The organism is Odoribacter sp., assembly GCF_985060555.1.
The window spans coordinates 33,820-54,561 of the sequence record NZ_CFKYFN010000086.1; the positions used below are offsets into that span (position 1 = coordinate 33,820).

Annotated in this window: 10 protein-coding genes; 4 read left to right on the forward strand and 6 right to left on the reverse strand. The window is 44.5% G+C overall.

The features are described from left to right. Nucleotide 1: 1 nt before the first annotated feature. Nucleotides 2-1,321: a UDP-glucose dehydrogenase family protein gene (locus AC5RDS_RS11010; protein WP_013611653.1), complete on the reverse strand. Its 1,320-nt coding sequence runs from the start codon at nt 1,319-1,321 to the stop codon at nt 2-4. A gap of 302 nt (nt 1,322-1,623) precedes the next feature. Between AC5RDS_RS11010 and AC5RDS_RS11015 the strand changes: the two genes are divergently transcribed. Together AC5RDS_RS11015 and AC5RDS_RS11020 are read left to right on the forward strand one after the other, a co-directional pair. Further along, nucleotides 1,624-7,023 (forward strand): alpha-2-macroglobulin family protein, encoded by a 5,400-nt coding sequence (locus tag AC5RDS_RS11015; protein WP_494222338.1) that lies wholly within the window; start codon nt 1,624-1,626, stop codon nt 7,021-7,023. 460 nt (nt 7,024-7,483) lie between these two features. Then, nucleotides 7,484-8,119, forward strand: a complete 636-nt coding sequence (locus AC5RDS_RS11020; RefSeq protein ID WP_013611655.1) for an AlbA family DNA-binding domain-containing protein — start codon at nt 7,484-7,486, stop codon at nt 8,117-8,119. Nucleotides 8,120-8,123: 4 nt separating this feature from the next. On the opposite strand, the gene AC5RDS_RS11025 is transcribed toward AC5RDS_RS11020, so the two are convergent. From AC5RDS_RS11025 to AC5RDS_RS11045, 5 genes are all read right to left on the reverse strand, one after another. Further along, nucleotides 8,124-8,729, reverse strand: a complete 606-nt coding sequence (locus AC5RDS_RS11025; RefSeq protein ID WP_013611656.1) for a MarC family protein — start codon at nt 8,727-8,729, stop codon at nt 8,124-8,126. 262 nt (nt 8,730-8,991) lie between these two features. After that, nucleotides 8,992-11,904, reverse strand: a complete 2,913-nt coding sequence (locus AC5RDS_RS11030) for a M16 family metallopeptidase (protein WP_087394135.1) — start codon at nt 11,902-11,904, stop codon at nt 8,992-8,994. Between the two features lie 27 nt (nt 11,905-11,931). Next, nucleotides 11,932-12,513 (reverse strand): flavin reductase family protein, encoded by a 582-nt coding sequence (locus AC5RDS_RS11035; protein ID WP_046402438.1) that lies wholly within the window; start codon nt 12,511-12,513, stop codon nt 11,932-11,934. Nucleotides 12,514-12,643: 130 nt separating this feature from the next. Continuing rightward, the gene (rocD, locus tag AC5RDS_RS11040) at nt 12,644-13,855 is read right to left on the reverse strand and encodes an ornithine--oxo-acid transaminase (RefSeq protein ID WP_013611659.1); all 1,212 of its coding nucleotides are present in this window, start codon (nt 13,853-13,855) and stop codon (nt 12,644-12,646) included. 149 nt (nt 13,856-14,004) lie between these two features. Further along, nucleotides 14,005-18,537: a translocation/assembly module TamB domain-containing protein gene (locus AC5RDS_RS11045; protein ID WP_494222339.1), complete on the reverse strand. Its 4,533-nt coding sequence runs from the start codon at nt 18,535-18,537 to the stop codon at nt 14,005-14,007. A 75-nt stretch (nt 18,538-18,612) separates the two neighbouring features. Here AC5RDS_RS11045 and tsaD point away from each other — a divergent pair, with 75 nt between their 5' ends. After that, nucleotides 18,613-19,632: a tRNA (adenosine(37)-N6)-threonylcarbamoyltransferase complex transferase subunit TsaD gene (tsaD, locus tag AC5RDS_RS11050; protein WP_022160002.1), complete on the forward strand. Its 1,020-nt coding sequence runs from the start codon at nt 18,613-18,615 to the stop codon at nt 19,630-19,632. Between the two features lie 29 nt (nt 19,633-19,661). Continuing rightward, entirely contained in the window at nt 19,662-20,591 is a 930-nt protein-coding gene (locus tag AC5RDS_RS11055; RefSeq protein ID WP_306445969.1) for an NAD(P)-dependent oxidoreductase, read from the forward strand. Nucleotides 20,592-20,742 lie beyond the last annotated feature (151 nt).

Consider the following 20,742-nt stretch of genomic DNA (forward strand, 5'->3'; position numbering starts at 1 on the left):
ATTATCGATTTTTCCCTATCCCATAATAGGTGTATCCAAATTCTCTCATTTGTTCAGGATTGTAAATATTACGTCCATCGAAGATGACTTTTTCTTTCAAGGCTTTCTCTATAAAAGTAAACTTCGGAACTTTAAATTCCTGCCATTCGGTCACGATAATCATGGCATCGGCATCCGTTAAAGCGTCGTACATATTGGCAGCGTACCCGATACGGTCGCCCAGCCGGCGCTTGGCTTCTTCCATTGCAACCGGATCGAAAGCTTTGACGGTCGCTCCCGCTTCCAGCAATTGGCCGATCAGTACCAGAGAAGGAGCCTCCCGCATATCATCGGTTGCCGGCTTAAACGACAATCCCCAAAGTCCGAAATGCTTTCCTTTTACATTTCCTTCATAATGTTTCTGAATCTTATCGAATAAAACCGTCTTTTGCCTCTCATTCACCCGCTCTACCGCTTTCAACAATTCCATTCCATAACCATATTCGTCTCCGGTACGGATCAAGGCCTTCACATCTTTCGGGAAACAAGACCCGCCATATCCACAACCTGCATTCAGGAATTTTTTACCGATCCGGGTATCGCTCCCGATCCCTTTTTTCACCGCCTCGATATCAGCACCGACGATCTCACACAAATTAGCGATATCGTTCATAAAAGAAATACGGGTAGCCAACATCGAATTAGCAGCATATTTCGTCATCTCCGCAGAGGGAATATCCATAAAATAAATGGGAGTATTATTCAGGACAAAAGCATGATACAATCGTTCCATCACTTTTTCCGCCCGGGCCGATTCTACACCGATCACCACCCGGTCAGGCCGCATAAAATCGTTTACCGCATCCCCTTCTTTTAAAAATTCAGGATTCGAAGCGACATCGAACACTACTTCTACTCCCCGCTTATCCAGCTCTTCCTGAACAGCCAATTTCACTTTCCGGTTCGTCCCCACCGGTACAGTGGATTTGGTCACCACCACTACATATTCCTCGATCAAACACCCGATCTCATGCGCCACTCCTATAACATAAGACAAATCGGCACTACCATCCTCATCAGGGGGAGTACCTACTGCAATAAAAACAGCATCGGCATCTACCAAGGCTTCTTTTAAAGAAGTAGTAAAGAACAACCTTTCGTTGGCCCGGTTTTTGATCACCAGCTCAGCCAAACCGGGTTCGTAAATCGGAATTCCTCCCTGATTCAGCTTATCGATCTTCGAAGCATCGACGTCTACACAGGTAACGGTGACTCCGGTTTCTGCCAAACAAGTACCGGAAACAAGTCCGACATATCCGGTTCCTACAACAGCTATTCTCATATTTGCAATTTTCTTTGTTACGAAAGTTTGCTCAGATCAATTCCTATTTTTAACGACTCCTGCCCCTAAAGGTTACAATGATCTATATACTCTGAGCACTTTGATTTATTTTGACAAAAATATAAAAATAAACCCCTTCACCCAGTATCTTTGTAAGATAATTCTCTAATTTTGTTAGACAATAAATTGAAAAACGTATCCGGAACAGGCTGGAAACGTAATATTCAGGTATAAAATAATCTGTTATAAACAAATACCCTTGCGCCATGATACACAGGATGAACCTAGCGGCACTATTTTTTATGGCTGTTCTATTGCTGACAGGCTGTACAAACAAAGAAAAAACCGATTTCAGTAAATACATCACCGGTTATACGAGTGGAGTCATCAAGTCCTCTTCTTCCCTTTCGGTCTATCTGGGTCAACCGTCCGATAAAGGTTTCCAGGCCGGTAGTACCCTCCCGGCCGATTTATTCAGGATATCTCCGGCTATAAAAGGGGAATTGATTCTAAAAGATAACCATAGTATAGAATTCATTCCGGCAGAACGTTTCAAAAACGGTACGACATACAAAGTCACGTTCAATCTGGGAGCACTTTGTAACGTCCCCAAGCCTTATGAGAAATTCAACTTTGAATTCGATATTGTCCCGCTGGTTACGATTTTCGAACCCGGTGTTCTGATCAGCGAACCCGATCATGAAAATGAATTACAATATCAGGGGATGTTGCAAAGTTCGGATGAAACCGATCCGACAGAAATGGAACAAAAACTGACGGCCACCTATAACGGTCAATCCGTCACACCGGAATGGAATCATCAGGGTAACCGGCATTATTTCGCTATCCGCCATCTGTTAAAAGAAAAAGAAAGTAAAACACTGAATTTAAAATTCAGTAAAGACATTAAAGCAACCGACGGCACCGAGATCTCCATCCCCGGTCTGAATGATTTCACGGTGTTGAATGTCAAAGCCAGTGACAGTGAACCACCGGTAATCCGTATCTATATGTCGGAGAATATCGATCCGAACCAGGATTTGAAAGGTTTGTTCAGCCTGGAAGGAGCCTCTACCCTGAATTATAAAATCTCGGATAACATCATTTACCTTTATCCGGGTAACACTATCGAAAATAACCAACCGAATCTGACTATCCATGCCGGGATACGCAGTGCCAACGGTAATACGTTGCATACCGAATATATCCGGTCGGTACGTCTCTCCAGCACCAAACCACAAGTACAACTCATCGGCAAGGGGATCATCGTCCCGGGCAACAATCAGGTACTCATTCCTTTTTCTGCTATCGGACTGCAAGCCGTCGACCTTGAAATCATTCAGGTGCTCGACCAAAACATGAACTTTTTCCTGCAAGAAAATTCTTATGACGACCGCAGCGAACTGACCCGTACAGCCCGACCGGTATTTATGAAAAAAATCGATCTGAAAAAAGATCATCCCCATATCGACCTCGATAAATGGAATGACTTTACCATCGACTTAAGCGATCTGGTCAATCTGGAGAAAGGTAATATTTATCGTTTCAGACTGAAATTCAAGAAATCATATACCATTCTTTCCTGTGCCGATGAAAGTCCCGACTCGGATTATGGGGATACGGACTGGGACAACCCGGGTTCCTACTACAGCGAATATTATTATCCATCCGGTTTCGACTGGGAACAGCGCGAAAATCCTTGTCATATCTCCTACTACACCGGTGATCGGTTTGCAGCCCGCAATATCATCAATACTTCACTGGGAATTATGGCCAAACAAGGAGCCGACAATCAGTATGTCGTATGCGTTTCCGATCTCAGTACCGCTGAAGCGATTCCGAACTGCAACATCAGTCTTTACAATTATCAGAATCAAAAGATCGATTCGGCAAGGACCGATAAAGAAGGATTCGCGTATTTAAAACCGGCATCTCCGGGCTTTATCGTACTGGCACAGAAGGGTAAAGACAAAGCCTGGTTGCGTTTAGCAGAAAACAGTGCTCTATCCCTCAGTAACTTCGACGTCAGCGGACAACATGTACAAATGGGGGTAAAAGGATTCATTTATGGTGAAAGGGGGGTATGGCGTCCGGGAGATGAAATCTATTTATCCCTGATCCTGGAGGACAAGCTCGGTGTCTTACCGGAAGGTCACCCGATCGTTGCACAACTGGTCGATCCCAACGGGCATATTACCCAAACTTTAAAAGGAGCGATTACTCCCAATAATATCCATTGTTTTACCTTCAAAACCGAACCCGAAGACCAAACCGGTTATTGGCATGTCCTCTTCCGTATCGGTGGCCTGACTTTCAAACAGACATTACGCATCGAAACAGTGAAACCGAACCGTCTGGCTATACAAATGTTATTTCCTAACGATAAAATTATCGGTACCGGTGTTTCCCTGAAACCTGTAGAAGTGAAGACCAAATGGCTGAACGGAGCACCGACTTCCAATCAAAAAGCGATCACAGAGGTACGTTTATACCATGCCGATGCAGGTTTCTCCGAATTTCCGGATTATCGTTTTTCCGATAAATCCAGGTATTTCGAACCTTCGACAGAAACCCTATTCGACGGGCAAACCGACCAGCAGGGAAATTTTTCATTCAGCCTGAACAAGATCAAAACCGAAGATGCTCCCGGAATATTAAATGCAGTCTTCACCACCCGGGTATTTGAAAACGGCGGGGATTTCAGTATCAGCTCACAAAGTATCCGCTATTCCCCTTACGATGAATATGTAGGAATACGTCTACCTGAAAACGACGATAATTGGTACTCCACCGAGCAACCTGTTCGATTACAAGGCGTTACGATTACCCCGACAGGAAAACAATCAGGAAATGCTACCATTCAGATTGAAGTATATAAACTCGACTGGCATTGGTGGTGGGATTCGGAAGATGAAAACCTGGGATCTTATGTCAACCGGGAATATAGTAGCAGTGTATTGAGCCAGAAAGTCAAAGCCACCGACGGTCGTTTTCAGTTGGATCTTCATATCCCGAAATATGGACGTTATTTTATCCGGGCCACCGATCCTTCAGGGCATACCTCCGGTTTAATCGCCTATTTCGGTAGCTGGTCGGATAACGCCGATCAAACTGCAGCGACCACCTTACACCTGAACAGCGACAAAAAATCTTACCGCGTCGGCGAAAAGATAAAAGTTACAATTCCTTCAGCAACAGGTAGTGTAGCCATCGTCAGCCTTGAAAACGGGAAAACCGTCAGCAACATGAAACGGATCAATACCTCTGCCGGTAACACCACCTTCGAGTTGGAGGCCACCAGCGAGATGTGTCCCAATACATACATTGCAGTCACTCTGCTTCAACCTCACAACAACCGGAACAACGACCGTCCGATCCGAATGTATGGAGTTGTCAATATCCATGTAGAAGACCCGGCTCTCCATTTGAATCCGAAGATCAAAATGGCTCAGGAACTCCGACCGGGAAAAGAGTTCAACGTGGAAGTTTCTGAAAAAGACGGCAAGGCGATGAATTACACCATTGCGATAGTCGACGAAGGACTGCTTTCGCTGACCACTTTCCGTACTCCGGATCCCTTTGCTGCTTTCTATGCACGGGAAGCCCTGGGCGTAAAAACCTGGGATTTCTACGACTATATCTACGGTGCTTATGGAGCCCGTCTGGATAAAGCTTTTGCTGTGGGTGGCGACGAAGCCTTGAAGGATTTACAGGACGAAAAGACCAACCGGTTCAAACCGGTCGTCTTATTCGACGGTCCTTTCAGTTTGAAAGCCGGAGCTACTCAAAAACACACCTTCAAAATGCCGGAATATATCGGCGAAGTACGGACGATGGTCATTGCAGCTACCAATGGACAATATGGAGCAGCCAGTGTCAACAGTACGGTAAATAAACCCCTCATGGTATCGGTTGCCCTTCCCCGTCTGTTCACACCGGGAGATGTCATCGATATTCCGGTTACCGTTTTTGTCCTGAAAGATCATATCCGGGAAGTCACCGTAAAGATGACTACCGACGACAAAATCACCCTGACAGGAGAAAAAGAACAACACATCCAATTCGATAAAAAAGGAGAACAAGTTGTCTATTTTAAGGCTCGGATCAATAGCCAAACCGGGATGTCGACACTTCGGACAGAAGCGACATCGGGCAATGAAACAGCTATTGTCACCGAGGATGTTCAGGTACGTATCCCTAATCCGAGAATGACGGAGATCGAAGAAAAAGAAGCTAAAGCAGGAGAGACTGTTTCTTTCGATACCCGCATTACAGGAGCCGAACCGCTTTCTGTCCTGGAGGTATCCTCTATCCCACCGTTAAACCTGGAACAACGCCTCAGTTACTTGCTCGGCTACCCTCATGGCTGTGCAGAGCAAATCACTTCACAGGCATTTCCGCAATTAGCTTTATCCTGGCTTCTGGCATTAAGTCCGGCACAACAGATCACGGCAGAAAATAACGTCAGAGAAGTCATCAACCGTCTGAGAAGTTATCAGACCCCGGAAGGAGGCTTTGCTTACTGGCCTGGAGAGCCGTATATTTCGGAATGGGCTACCTCTTATGCTGTAAATTTCCTGGCAAATGCCCAAAAACAAGGCTATGCAGTCCCGATTCAGATGTTACAGCATGCCACGAACTATATGCGTCAGGTGGCTAACAGCTGGAACCGCACAGAACCGTGGTCACAGCAAGACCAAGCCTATCGTTTGTATGTATTGGCTTTAGCCGGTAAACCCGATCTGGCAGCCATGAACCGACTGAAAGAGACCCGCTTGCAACGTCCGGTTTCACAATGGCTGCTGGCCTCCGCTTATGCTTTAAGTAATCAACAGGAAATCGCTACGAAAATGATACGCGATCTGTCCTTCGAAGTCACCCCTTACCGGGAAACGGGAGGAACGTTCGGTTCTACTACCCGGGACAATGCCCTGATTCTGCAATCGATGGTCATCCTGAACATGCAACAAGATGCTTACCGCATGTTAGAGAAGATTTCTAAAGCCATGGGATCCGGCAATTGGTACAGTACCCAGGAAACCTCTTTCGCTCTTTATGCAGCCGCCCAGTTCGTACAAAAATACCTGGGCAGCCAAAAAGGAATCGATATCACAGTAAAAACAAATTCAGGTAACGAAAACGTCAAAACCGACAAGACAATCTGGCAAAAACAACTCGTTTTGCAGGGTGACAAAGCTTCGGTTACGGTGACGAACAACGGTCAAGGTTCACTTTTTGTCCGTCAGATCAATAGTTCCGCCCCGCTGGAAGTGGTCAAGGAAAAAGTCATGTCCGGAATGTCGATGCATGTGCGTTATTATAATGACAAAGGTACTCCGCTCAACATCGAACAGCTGCAACAGGGGGAAGACATTACAACCGAAATTACAATCAAAAACACGGGCCTGACCGGTACTTATCAGGAACTGGCTTTAAACTATCCGGTACCTTCCGGCTTCGAGATCATCAATGACCGTCTTACCGGAAACACCAGTGCCTGGAAAGAGGCAGAATATGTCGATATCCGGGACGACCGTTTTTATGTCTATTTCAGCTTGGAACAAAATCAGTCTAAGACTTTCCGTTTCCGTTGCAATGCAGCGTTCCGCGGAGAATATATGTTACCGGCAATTTATTGTTCAGCTATGTACGACAATAGTATACAGGCTATTTTACCGGGAGGAAAAGTGAAGATTGAATGAGTTGTAGAGTTGCTGAGTTAAAAGAGTTGCTGAGTTAAAAGAGTTACTGAGTTACTAAGTTTTTGAGTTTCTGAGTTTCTGAATTATTAAGTTATTGAGTTAGAAGAGTTAGAAGAGTTAGAAGAGTTACAAGGCATTAGCTTAATAATTTAAATACAAAGCAAGATCATATTTGCAACACATTGTTAAAGTAAATATATGACTACAAACATTAGCCTATACACTCAGGGGTCACACCAATCCAATAACAAACTCTTTCAACTCAACAACTTTATAACTCAGCAACTCTTTTAACTCAGCAACTCTTTTAACTCAGCAACTCAGCAACTCTATAACTCAGCAACTCAGCAACTCAGCAACTCTTTTAACTCAGCAACTCTTTTAACTCAGCAACTCTTTTAACTCAGCAACTCTTTTAACTCAGCAACTCAGCAACTCTATAACTCAGCAACTCTATACCATGAACAGTAAAGATTATATTTATAAACTGATAGAAGAAGGAGAGCACCAACAACAGGATTTCAAATTCGAGATCTCGGATGCGCGGAAAATAGCCAAATCCTTATCGGCTTTTTCCAATACGGACGGAGGGCGCTTGCTTATTGGGGTGAAAGATAACGGAAAAATTGCAGGAGTGCGTTCGGAGGAGGAAATTTACATGATCGAGGCAGCAGCAAAATTGTATTGCCAACCTCAGGTAAACTGTCAAATGCAGATTCACGATATCGACGGACACACTGTGTTGGAAGTCATTGTACCTCCCGGAACAACCAAACCTTATTATGCCAAAGATCAGACAAATAAATGCTGGGCTTATATCCGTATAAAAGACGAGAATATCCTCGCTACTCCGGTACATTTAAAAGTCTGGCAACAAGAAGGGACCCCAAAAGGTTCCTTTCTTCATTATACAGAGCAAGAACGATTACTATTGGATTATCTCACAACCCATCCGGCTATAACCCTTAATCAGTATTGTCGTCTGGCCCGTATTCCCCGGATAAAAGCAGAAAATACACTGGCAAAATTCATCCGCTTCGAATTAATCGAACCCATATTTGAAAATCATCGGTTTTATTTCCGAGGCTGTACCTGATCGTTCAGGCTAATGTCTTAATAAATAAAGTAATACCGTCGAATACCATTTGAAGGCCGATCGTAGCAACGATCAATCCGATAATTCGGATCAAAGGATTCATAAAATTATATTTAATCAGAAAACTACCGATCCTTCGGGCTTTCAGCATAAAGAAAAGGTTCACAGCCAAAGCCAGTAAAATAGCAACGATCGTGACAAAACGGCTATACTGAACAGGGAAAGTAACTGCAGCAGTAATCGTAGCAGGTCCGGCAATCATCGGAATAGCTATAGGTACAGTGGTTAAATCGGCAATCTTAATATGTTCATCCACTTTCATAAAAAATCCTTTCAACAAACCGGACAAACCGTTATACATCAGCACAGCCCCACAAGTAATCTGAAAAGAGTAAAGCTCGACCCGAAAAACATAACTAAAAGTCACCTGTCCCAGATAAAGAAAAAAAATCAGAATAAGCATTGCCGTAATCGTCGATTTAATCGAAATATACCGTAACTCGGTTGGAGAAAAACGTTCCTGCAAAGACGTGACGATCAACACCTTCTGTATCGGATTTACCAAAGCCAGAATGGCCACGAAACAACTCAATATTAAATTAAATTTCATTACTTTCCCCTATTAGATCTGCTCAACAAAGATAGTACAAAGGAATGGGGTTTCAAATTTATTTTGAGTCAGTGATAAAGAGTTACAAAGGTTACAGAAGTTACAGAGGTCGCAAGGATTTAACCGCCCCTATACAACCTCTTCCCCCCCTCATGTAACTCAGTAACTCTTTTAACTCAGCAACTCAGTAACTCTTTTAACTCAGCAACTCAGTAACTCTTTTAACTCAGCAACTCAGTAACTCTTTTAACCCAGCAACTCTCTAATACCCAAAAATCTGTTCGGTAGTCAGTCGCTCTACGGGACCATAAGAAGATAATTTTTTCATATCCAATTCTTTTTCATCTCCCAATACACAATAGGTATATTTGCGGTCTTTCACCCATTTTTCCTGAAAATCCTTTACCTGATCCAGGGTCAGTTTCTGCAAATCGTCGAATAACATTTTCCGGCGGTCACTGTCCAATCCCAGGTCCTTTGCTTCCTGATAGGCATCGAAAATTCCGGCTCCGGTAATCCGGTCGGTCCGTAACCGGGCAATCAAAGCTTCTTTTGCCAGATTAAAGGCAGCTTCAGACTCAGGCATATGATTGATAACTTCATCGAATGCAGTCAAAGCATCTCCCATCTTATCATTCTGAGTAGCGATAAAAGTAGAATAAATATAAGGCTTGTCCAGACGGGAAGGCTCACCCAAACCGGCAGATGCCGAATAAGCCAATCCCCGGGCTTCACGCAATTCCTGGAATACGATCGAATTCATACCTCCCCCGAAATACTCGTTATATAAGGTAGCTACCGGATAAATATTCGGATCGAATTTTTCTCCCCGGTTAGAAATAGCAGCCATATATACCTGAGCAGCAGCATACGGAGCTAACAAAACCTTACTTTCTCCGGTTTCTCTGATCTTAAAAAGCGAAGCCTTATCTGCAGCGATCAGCTTTTCAGGCACCTGATGGTACCGATTCACTTCTGCCACAACTTCTTCCTGGGTCTTCGGGCCGTAATAAAGGACAGTATGTTCGGTCTTGCTCAGATCACGAAGGTGGGCCAACAGCTCTTCCGACTTTAAATTTTGTATTTCATCAGCCGAAAGCACATTGGTCGCAGGCGATTTCGGTCCGTATAAACCATATTGCATCAGCATTCTGAAATTTGCCTGCTGATTTAATTTTGTATTCGCTCTCCCTTCCAGAATATCACCTTTCATAATTTCCAGTACTTCCGGATTGGGTTGAGCATCTGCCAGCAGAGATTCGACCAATTGAATCGCCTCTCCCATATTTTCGGATAAACCCGAAATAGTGAGATAGGTACGGTCAGCTCCCGGACGAATACCAAAATCACAAGCCAAACGGTAAAACTCTTCCTTCACCTGTTCCGGACTCAATTCGGAAGTACCCAAATAATCCAGATAGCCGGCAGCAGTGGAAAGATAACGATCCTCATTATTTCCTTTCTCAAAAGCATAAGTTAAAGAGAACAGGTCGTTCGTCGGGTTTTTCTTATACCACAAAGGAATATCGGATTTGAGTTTTCCTTGAGCCATATCTTTTGAAAAATCGACAAATACCGGTTCGATGGGTTTTACCGGTGTTGTCCGGATCTCCCGCAAAAAAGCACTACTCTTATCCCGGTTGGTCACAATCGGAGTGATGGCCGGTTTAGTCATTTTCTTTACACTTTCGTCTTTCCCCTGCCGTTTATTGACCACGACATAATTATCTTTCAGATGAGTATTGGCAAAATCTATCAGCTCTTGTTTGGTAATTTTACTCATCCGGTCGAGTGAAGCCACTTCATCGGCCCAATTCGTACCGTTGACAAACGACTCGACAAACCAGGTTGCTCTGTCTTCATTGCTTTCCAATTGTTTTTGTCTGTCGCGTTTGTTATTATTGATCGTCGCAGCGATCAGGTTCTCGTCGAATTCTCCTTTTTTCAACTTTCCGATTTCTTCCAACAGCAGTGTACGTACTTCTTCGAGGGTTTGTCCGTTTTTAGGTGTTCCTTCCATTAAAAATACACTGTAGTCAGCTAATAAGAAAGGATAGGCAGCAGCTCCCAACATTTTCTGTTGTTGATTGATATCCAGGTCGATCAAACCGGCTTGTCCGTTGTACAACACCTGAGCCAGCAGATTCAAGGTTTCTACGTCCTCACTGTTTGCTCCCGGAAATCTCCACGCCAAAGTCACATTTTCAGCTTCCGGTCCCACCACTTCTTTCACTATAGGAGAGGTAATCGGCTGCTCCGGTTGAAAGTTCAGTTCAGGCAAGTTCTGACTCGGTTTCATTCCACCGAAATAACGGTTTATCGTTTCGATCATTACATCGGGATCAAAATCTCCGGAAAGACAAACCGCAATATTATTAGGTACATACCATTGAGTATAGAAATTCTTAATATTCGTAATAGACGGATTTTTCAGATTTTCCTGTGTTCCCAAAATGGTTTGAGTTCCATAAGGATGGTGGGGGAAGAGACCGGCCATCACCTGATCGATCACTTTACGGTTATCTTTGGTCAGGGACATATTTTTTTCTTCATAAACAGCTTCCAGTTCGGTATGAAATCCCCGGATAACAGGATGCTGAAACCGATCGGCCTGTATTTTAGCCCAGTTCTCTACCTGATTCGAAGGAATATCTTCCTCAAAAACAGTCTGGTCGTAAGAAGTATAGGCATTTGTCCCGGTAGCTCCGATCGCCGCCATCAATTTATCGTATTCATTGGGAATAGCGATCTTAGAGGCCTCATAAGACACACTGTCGATCTGACGATAGAGAGCAGTCCGCTGAGCCTCGTCCGTCGTTTTCCGATATACCTCGAACAAAGCTTCTATCCGGTCCAGCATCGGTTTCTCCTGTTCGTAATTCTGTGTTCCGAAACTATCCGTTCCTTTGAACATCAGGTGCTCAAAATAGTGGGCCAACCCGGTCGTCTCTGCCGGATCGTTCTTTCCACCGGCGCGGACGGCGACATAGGTCTGAATCCGGGGTTGATCTTTATTGACCGTCATATACACCTTTAAGCCATTGTCTAAAGTATAAATCCGGGCATTCAACGGATCTCCGGGCACCGACTCATACTTAAAGCGGGAATGATCCCCGCACGCAGCGATCAGGACCAGTACACCCAATAGCCACATCGTTTGAAACATTTTTTTCATCTTATCTTTTCATTAAAATTCCTTCTCTTATTTCTTATTTTTCTTCTTCTTTTTCTCCACGGACCATCCGAATTTCCCGATCTTCTTGCCCAGACCGAAATATTCCCCATGAGTATACACCAAAGGATTTGCACGGTCGAGTTCAAATTTTCCCGTTTCGGGGTTCAGATACCGGTCATCGGCCTGTACATTCACCACTTCGGCCAGAAACAGATCATGTGATCCCAGAGGGACGATCTCTTTCACCCGGCATTCGATGCATACAGGGGCTTCTTCAACAATCGGCGCCCGAACCACTCCGGCCTTTCCGGGCGTGAGTTTCATCTCTTCGAATTTCCGGTAATCGCGCCCTGAACGAACTCCACACCAATCCGTAGCAAAAGCCAGGTCTTCGGTTGTCAGGTTGATAACGAATTCGCCCTGTCGCCGAATGATCGGATAAGAATACCGCTCCGGCCTTACCGAAATATAACACATGGGCGGATTGGTACAAACCGTTCCAGTCCAGGCCACTGTAAACAAATTATATTCTTCGGGAGTCGCACCGCAACTCACCAGCACTGCCGGTAAAGGATAAATCATCGTTCCCGGTTTCCAATTGTGTTTCATACCCATTCGTTTTCCAGACCGTCGTATGAACCGATCAGCCTGCGACAAAGATACAAAAAGACGAAAGGCATTCTCTCGCCCTTCGTCTTTTATTTTAGCAGCCGGCACCTATGCTCCGGCTGTTGTCAAGCTATTCGAATTCAGCTATCGTATTTTCTATAATACCGATGGCTTCCATGAGTTCCATCTTGTTGATCACCAAAGGTGGGGCAAAACGGATAATATGCTGGTGGGTCGGTTTAGCCAATAAGCCTTTATCTCTCAATTTCAAACATACATCCCAAGCGGTTTTACCGTTCTTAGGCTTAATCACAACGGCATTCAACAATCCTTTACCACGTACCAGTTCGATCATATCCGAATGGATTTTACTGATCCGATCCCGGAACACTTGTCCCAATTTCTCCGCATTCTCGGCTAGTTTTTCGTCCCGTACCACTTCCAAAGCAGCAATGGACACTCTGGCTGCAATCGGATTCCCCCCATAGGTCGATCCATGTTCACCGGGCTTGATACAAAGCATAATATCGTCGTTGGCCAGTACACAGGAAACCGGCATCATTCCCCCCGACATCGCTTTACCTAGCACCAGAATATCCGGATGTACTCCTTCATGGTCACAAGCCAGTAATCTACCGGTACGTGCAATTCCCGTTTGTACCTCATCGGCAATAAACAAGACATTTTTGGATTTACACAGTTCATAGGCTTTTTTCAGATATCCTTCATCCGGCACAAAAACACCGGCTTCCCCCTGAATCGGTTCCAACAGAAAACCGGCCACATCAGGATCCTGAAGTGCTTTCTCCAAAGCCGGAATATCATTATAAGGAATCTTGATGAATCCGGGAGTGAAAGGTCCGTATCCGGCATACGATTCGGGATCGTTAGAGAGCGAAACGATCGTAATGGTACGTCCATGAAAATTCCCGTCACAAACGATAATCTTGGCCTTTCCATCGGGTACCCCCTTTTTCATATAAGCCCATTTCCGACAGAGTTTCAACGCTGTTTCATCGGCCTCTGCTCCTGTATTCATCGGTAACACCTTGTCATAACCAAAGAATCGGGTCACAAATTCTTCCCATTCTCCCAGCACATCATTATAAAAAGCCCGCGAAGTCAATGCCAGTTTCTGAGCCTGATCGGTCATTGCCTTCACAATCTTCGGATGACAATGTCCCTGGTTCACAGCCGAATAAGCAGAAAGAAAATCGAAATACTTTTTTCCATCTGTATCCCAGACATAAATACCTTCTCCCCGTTCGAGTACCACAGGTAGCGGGTGATAGTTGTGAGCCCCGTAACGAGCTTCTCTGTCTATAAATTCTTGTGCTGTCATAATATATAAAGTTTAAGTTCGTAATCGTTTGCAGCATGCAATTTGTAAAAAAAACAGCATATTAAAAACAATTTCCCGTTTTTTTTATAAAATCATTTTCAAACCGGAATTTATCATAACGGTGAAAACAGACAGAACACCTATCCCGCTTACTTTCTCTTTCGTAAAAAGCCGAAATATTTCCGCAACAGTTCCCGCAAAGTATCGAATGATTCCTGATAAGACACCCCTACTCCCTGAATGGTTTCCGTATTATTATATAGCAGCTTCTCGTTCGTATGGGAGTAAGCCTTCATTTTCAACGATCCTTGTTTATTTAACTTCACTTCGATATCGAAGTCTCCGGCAATATTATTTTTGCGATTCTCGTCCCCGGCAGCGTTCCGATTACCTCCGACATCCATATTTCCGTTAGCAGAAATCGTAATCCGGTCATCGAGAAGCTGAGTTGAGACAGCCAGTTCGAACTCATCCGATGTCATTTCTTTTTCCCGGTCTCCCCAACGGTAAGCAAACCCGATATCTACATTGCTGCTAAACTGTGAAAACCAACGGGATAACTGATTGGAAAACATCTCCGTCAAAGTCGTCACCCCTGCCGTCTGGGCTTGTAAACCATAATCCCCCGTATTGTCTGTCCGGTAGAATCGGTTCAATACCAACAGAGAAAACATTTGTTTATTAATCTCGTCCTGGCTGGAAAAAAGACTCTGGATATAACTTTTACTCTGGGTTTCCAGTGTCGGGAAGTTTATATCGAATTTTACTACCGGATTGGTCAGGTTATCACTCAGATTCAGGATACATTCCACCGGAACCTTTCTTCCCGATTCCGTAGCGATCTTTTCATCGGGATTCGACTCATCGGAAGAGAGTTTTTCTGCCGGTAACAATTCGGTAATCGTCGTTTTCAAATTATATACCGCATTGATATTCAACATTGCCTCATAAGGCGAACCGCTCCAGGAAATCGTTCCCCCGGGAGTAAGTACAAATTTTTTATTCACCAGGTTGCTCAAAGTAAAGAGATAATCCCCTTTTGCAATCTGATATTCCCCGAACATATTCAGATTTCCGTCTTTATCGAAAGTGATCTTAATATCTCCGTTTCCCGTAGTTTTCAGAATATCTCCGACCGTCGGGTCAAAAATCACCTGTACATTCAGCTTATCGTTGACCTCCAGGTTCGCATTCAAATTAATATCCGATACTGCCGATTTAGGTTGTATCTTCTGATTCTCCGGCTGTCCGGTATGGACAAAATGCAAAAAATTATTGGACTGCTCCGTCATGCCTGCCGACAAGGGAAGATACAAACGGGAATCATTCTCCGTCCGGGCATTGACCGTGACATTATCCACCCCATTATGGTTATCCAAATCGGCCAACCCACTCAGATATACCTGACCATAAAACGATTCGTTATCTGCAAAACCGGTATTCAGCACCATAAACTTTTCAAACCGGGCATCGAGGCGGTAACGATTTTCCCAAAACTGATATTCTCCATTCAACACCGCTTGCTGCCCATGAATATCTTTCATATAAAAATTACGAAACAACAGATGATTATTTACGATATGAACGCTATCGTGAACAAAAAATTTAGTATTCAAAACATTGACTTTCATCCCTACCGAATCGAAATAGACAAAACCGGAAATATCCGGCTTATAGGTATTTCCTGAAATCCGCACATTCCCGGACAAATTCCCGGCAGTCTCCGTGACAAAATCAGAAGCATAGATTCCTAACCGCTCCAATCCCACTTTTTCCAAATGTATGCCGACATCAATCGTATCCTTCTCGGGCGTATAATACCCCTGTACCACTAAGGGCACAGCATCGTCTACTCTGTTTTCAGCTCCGACAATGACGTTTCTGTTATCCGCATCCCAATACGAACGCAGGCTCAACGATCCTAAAGTATCCCGGTTGATTCCCCAGTTATCGACATTAAAATCGGTAATCAACATAAAATTTTTATAATAATCCTGAAGAGTCAGCGAACCGGTAGCGATTCCGAACAAAAATGGCCGGTGTTTCAAAGCGATCCGGCTTACATTCTCCAGATTGAAATTCTCGAGTTTCACGAATAGCTTTTCTTCAGTAGATTCGGAGAGTTTACCGTTAACCGACAAACTCTCTTTTCCCCGCTGCATAAAAAAGTCACTTACATCAATCTCTTTACCGGCGATAAAAACCGAAGATTCCTTGACCCGCCAAACGCTATCGTTCATCACAATGACTCCCGGATGAATCCGGATTTCCGTGTTATAACCATACTTTTCATCGGGAGAGAAAACGACACAGGCAGACAATTCCCCGCTATAAGTCTTATCTCCCCAATTACACCAGCTCAATCTATTGTCCAGATGGTTATCCGCAAGCGTTAACTCATTCCTGACATTATAAAGCTGGTATCCATTGCCATAAATGAGCCGGTCGGTAGTATATTTCATATCCAGCCGTTGCATATCCCCCACCAGATCGATTTTGGAATGAAGCAGGCTGATATCCTCATAACCGATCGAATCGGTCGTCAGGCGAAGACGCAATTGTCCGGTTTCATTCCGGTAATCGGAAGTAATCAATGTACCCGAAGCTATATACAAATCAGGATAGAGAACCTGCAAAATCCGGCCGGCATCTTTTACCTGCACGGTATATTGAAAATCGAACTTTTCAGGTTCTTTCCGTTTCGGATACTTCCGGGTCTTTTTAGGCTGATGTACCGAATAAGCCGGTAAATAATTTTGCATCAATCGAAAAACAAACGGAGCAGGGCGCAATTCCCGAAAATTTCCCGAAATAAAAAGATCCACGACATCCGATTTTAAAGTAGTAGTATTATGATCTCCCTTCTGGTTATCCTCCATACTAATTTTATCTATCGTGAATGTAGCTGTATCACAGGTATATTTGAAATCCGTCAGGGATAAATTGGTAAAACTCTTATTTTCCTGCCCGGCATGAATGATCTCGAACGAAGTTTCGAGCGCCTCCTGTCCCCCTTTTATATCCAAACCGAATGCCGCCAATTCATCGATCCGTAACTGTCCCCGGGTACTCAAAAAATTCAGGGAATCACTCAAATCATAAGCCAGCAATACCCCTCCCTGCATCTGCTCGTTCTCCACGGTGGCCATCACATCCAGCTTTCCCGTCTCATAAGTCATGGCCACTTTCATATCTTTGACATTCCCTTGATGGATATTCAGACGCTCCACTTTCGAATCTATATGAAACGAAGGTCCCCGGGTATCCCAGACTCCTGCATAACTACCGGACAAACTACCGTATCCCAGCATCGACAGCCCGGACAACTTTCCACAGTCGACCTGATAAAAATGAAAATCCCCACCCATGGCATCACAATCGGGCTTTTTGTCCGGACAAGGAGCATAACGAAACGTCAGATTTCCTGCCAAAGCCGGAGTAATACTCTTCGCCTTCACCATAAAATCCGATAATGTACCTTCGAAACAAATCGACTCGAAATCGACAAAAGAAAAATGATGCAGAGGTTCCGGAACCGGAATATACCTATCGAACCAGGGCAAATAGACGGTTTCCAGATCATCGGGATTCAAATGCGCCTTATACAAATCGATATGAAACCGTGTATTCCATACATCCGGCAATCCTTCCGATTTAAAACTTCCCTGAAAAACGGTTTTATCCCCTAATTCAAAATAAAGGTCATGACCTTCCAGCTTATTGATGGTGTTATTGACAATACCGCTGCATTTCACCGTATTATCGATCCCTCTCAGCACTCCGTTAAAATATGCCAGATCGATAAAACTCACCGACGAGGGCCCTAATTCATAATATTGTTGCATCCGGGTCGTAAAATAACGCCAGTCGTGCTGATCGGGTGTCCAGCTGAATTCCAGTTTCATCAAGTCGAGACTACTCCGTTCAAGTTCTATCCGTGCATCCGTAATCGTCAAATTACTCTCCCGGATCCGAACCCGTCCATCCAATTCCTTCATCCTCAATCCCGACTTCTCGATAAAACTCAAACCGGAAACGACGATCTGTGAATATTCATCCCCAAAGTCAAAATCCGTAATATCGACATTCAAATCCCGGCATTCCACATCCGTCCAGTTAACGCCATAATCCACCGGTTCATATTCTTCTTCACGATAAGTGAAACGGGAATCCCGCAGACTGACCTTCTTCAATCCCATCAACCAACCGCTCTGTTTTTCACCGCCCTCCCCCTCTGTATCGGCAGGAGCGACCCGCTGTAAAGAATCCAGAAACATCTCTATATTTGTCGGCGATCCTTCCCCACGCGATATCCATAAATTAAAATCAGCCTGATTCAAAACAATTTCACCGATCGTGAAACTCTTGTTTACGATATTGAAAGAATCTGCCTTTACCCGCAAATCCTGGCAATATAATAAAGTATCGTTTTTAAAGTCTTTTAATAAAACTTCTTTCAGTACCAAAGATTTTACCGGACGGAAATCGACATGGCCGATCTGAATAGTAACACCGGTAGACGCTTTAACCTGCTGAGTAATATATTGAACCAACGCAGTTTGTACATACGAAGTCTGTAACAGGAGATAAAGCATCCCTGCCAGTAACACCACTCCCGTTGCACAAAACAATAATATCCGAAGAACCTTTTTTATACCCGCAGTTATTTTTAGTTTGCTCACAAAAATATTAATATTGCATCAGATTTGAAAACGATTGGAGTTCAAAGATTAGAGAATAAAGTTTAAAGAATAAATATGACTGTAATTTTAGGAATCGAGTCTTCTTGTGACGATACCTCTGCTGCAATATTGAAAGATGGCCTTGTGCTAAGTAATGTCATTGCCAGCCAGAAAGTGCATGAAGCTTATGGCGGAGTTGTCCCTGAACTGGCCTCACGGGCACACCAGCAAAATATAATTCCCGTGGTATCAGAAGCCATCAAAAGGGCCGGTATCGAAGTGAAAGACATCGATGCTGTAGCTTTTACCCGCGGACCGGGGTTATTGGGCTCGCTCCTGGTAGGAACTTCTTTTGCTAAAGGTTTTGCCCTGGCCAATCATTTACCTATGATAGAAGTAAACCACCTGCAGGCGCACATCCTGGCTAATTTTATCAAAGAACCGGGAGTGGAAAGCCGGCAGCCTTCTTTCCCTTTCCTGACCCTGCTGGTGTCGGGCGGAAATTCGCAGCTGATCGTTGTACACGATTACCTGAAAATGGAAATGATCGGACAAACGATCGACGATGCTGCGGGGGAAGCCTTCGACAAATGTGCCAAAGTGATGGGATTACCCTATCCCGGCGGTCCGATTATCGACCGACTCGCGAAAGAAGGTAATCCGGAACGCTTCACTTTTAACAAACCGCAAATACCGGGGCTCGATTACAGTTTCAGCGGACTGAAAACTTCATTCCTCTATTTTCTGCGGGATGAACTGAAAAACAATCCCGATTTCATTCAGGATAACCTGAACGACTTATGTGCTTCTCTTCAAAAGACTGTTATCGATATTCTGATGTCTAAATTGAAAAAAGCAGCCAAACAAACGGGAATAAAACAAATAGCCATCGGCGGAGGTGTTTCGGCCAATTCGGCTTTACAAAAAGCAGTACATGACGAAGCAGCCCGCTCAGGCTGGGAAGTTTTTATTCCGCGTCTGGGATTTTCCCTCGATAATGCCGGGATGGTAGCCGTTACCGGTTATTACAAATACCTGGCAGGACAATTTATCGGCCTGGACGCAGCTCCCTTTGCCCGAACCACTCTCGAGTAAATCCGTATAATCCCTATAATAACGATGTTATGAAACTCCTTGTCACCTACAATATTCCCCGGGAACCCTTCCAGAATCTGCCTGCAGATTGGGAAATCACCTTTCCGGAAAAGGAAGAATTCAGTAAAACGGAATTGCTGCGCATACTACCCGATTACGATATTATGCTGGCCATATTTCATGCTCCGATCGACAGGAAAATCATCGATGCCGGAAAAAAGCTGAAGCTAATCAGCAATTATGGAGTGGGTTATAATAATATCGATATCACCTATGCCCGTGAAAAGGGTATAGCTGTGACCAATACCCCGAAAGCGGTCAATAGTCCTACGGCCGAGCTGGCACTGGCCCTGATGCTGAGTGCAGCCCGCCGGATTGCCGAATGCAATCAACGTATCCGCATAGAAAAAGAAAGTATGTGGGGCACTATGCGCAACCTGGGATTCGGATTGGAAGGAAAGACCTTGGGCATTATAGGCCTGGGCAATATCGGTAAAAATGTCGCCCGTAAAGCAGAAGCTTTCGGAATGAATATCATTTACTATAATCACCACACCGAAGTTCCCGGTTACCGACGGGTCGAACTGGATACCCTGCTCCGGGAATCCGACTTCGTCACTCTTCATACCCCCTTGACTCCCGCTACCCGGCACCTGATCGGACAGCGTGAACTGAGTTTGATGAAACCGACAGCCATTCTCGTCAATACAGCCCGGGGAGCTGTTGTCGATGAGCAAGCACTGGCCGAAGTATTGAAAAAACGTCAAATAGCAGGTGCAGCCCTGGATGTCTTCGAAGACGAACCTCACATCACAGAAACCCTCTACGCTTTGGAGAATGTCGTACTCACCCCCCACATCGGAACCGGCACCATCGATGCCCGCATCGCCATGGGTCGTGAAGCCCTCGAAAACATCCGTCATTTCCTGGCAGGTAATCCAACCAATGTCGTCAATTAATATCATAGTTACAGCGGTCAGGGTTAATTTTTCCGTTAAAACTATTCTAAATGTAGGTTTATTTTTTCTTTCTATTCCGATTCCGGGTTTTGTGCCGTCAGACCGGTTCGCCTGGAACGGTCCGGTAAGGCTTTCCTTCACTGACCGGCGG

Excerpts from the sequence above, each read along its gene's own strand:
- rocD (WP_013611659.1), bottom strand. The coding sequence starts at position 13,855 with ATGACAGCACAAGAATTTATAGACAGAGAAGCTCGTTACGGGGCTCAC.
- AC5RDS_RS11055 (WP_306445969.1), top strand. The coding sequence starts at position 19,662 with ATGAAACTCCTTGTCACCTACAATATTCCCCGGGAACCCTTCCAGAAT.
- tsaD (WP_022160002.1), top strand. The coding sequence starts at position 18,613 with ATGACTGTAATTTTAGGAATCGAGTCTTCTTGTGACGATACCTCTGCT.
- AC5RDS_RS11020 (WP_013611655.1), top strand. The coding sequence starts at position 7,484 with ATGAACAGTAAAGATTATATTTATAAACTGATAGAAGAAGGAGAGCAC.
- AC5RDS_RS11030 (WP_087394135.1), bottom strand. The coding sequence starts at position 11,904 with ATGAAAAAAATGTTTCAAACGATGTGGCTATTGGGTGTACTGGTCCTG.
- AC5RDS_RS11010 (WP_013611653.1), bottom strand. The coding sequence starts at position 1,321 with ATGAGAATAGCTGTTGTAGGAACCGGATATGTCGGACTTGTTTCCGGT.
- AC5RDS_RS11015 (WP_494222338.1), top strand. The coding sequence starts at position 1,624 with ATGGCTGTTCTATTGCTGACAGGCTGTACAAACAAAGAAAAAACCGAT.
- AC5RDS_RS11035 (WP_046402438.1), bottom strand. The coding sequence starts at position 12,513 with ATGAAACACAATTGGAAACCGGGAACGATGATTTATCCTTTACCGGCA.
- AC5RDS_RS11025 (WP_013611656.1), bottom strand. The coding sequence starts at position 8,729 with ATGAAATTTAATTTAATATTGAGTTGTTTCGTGGCCATTCTGGCTTTG.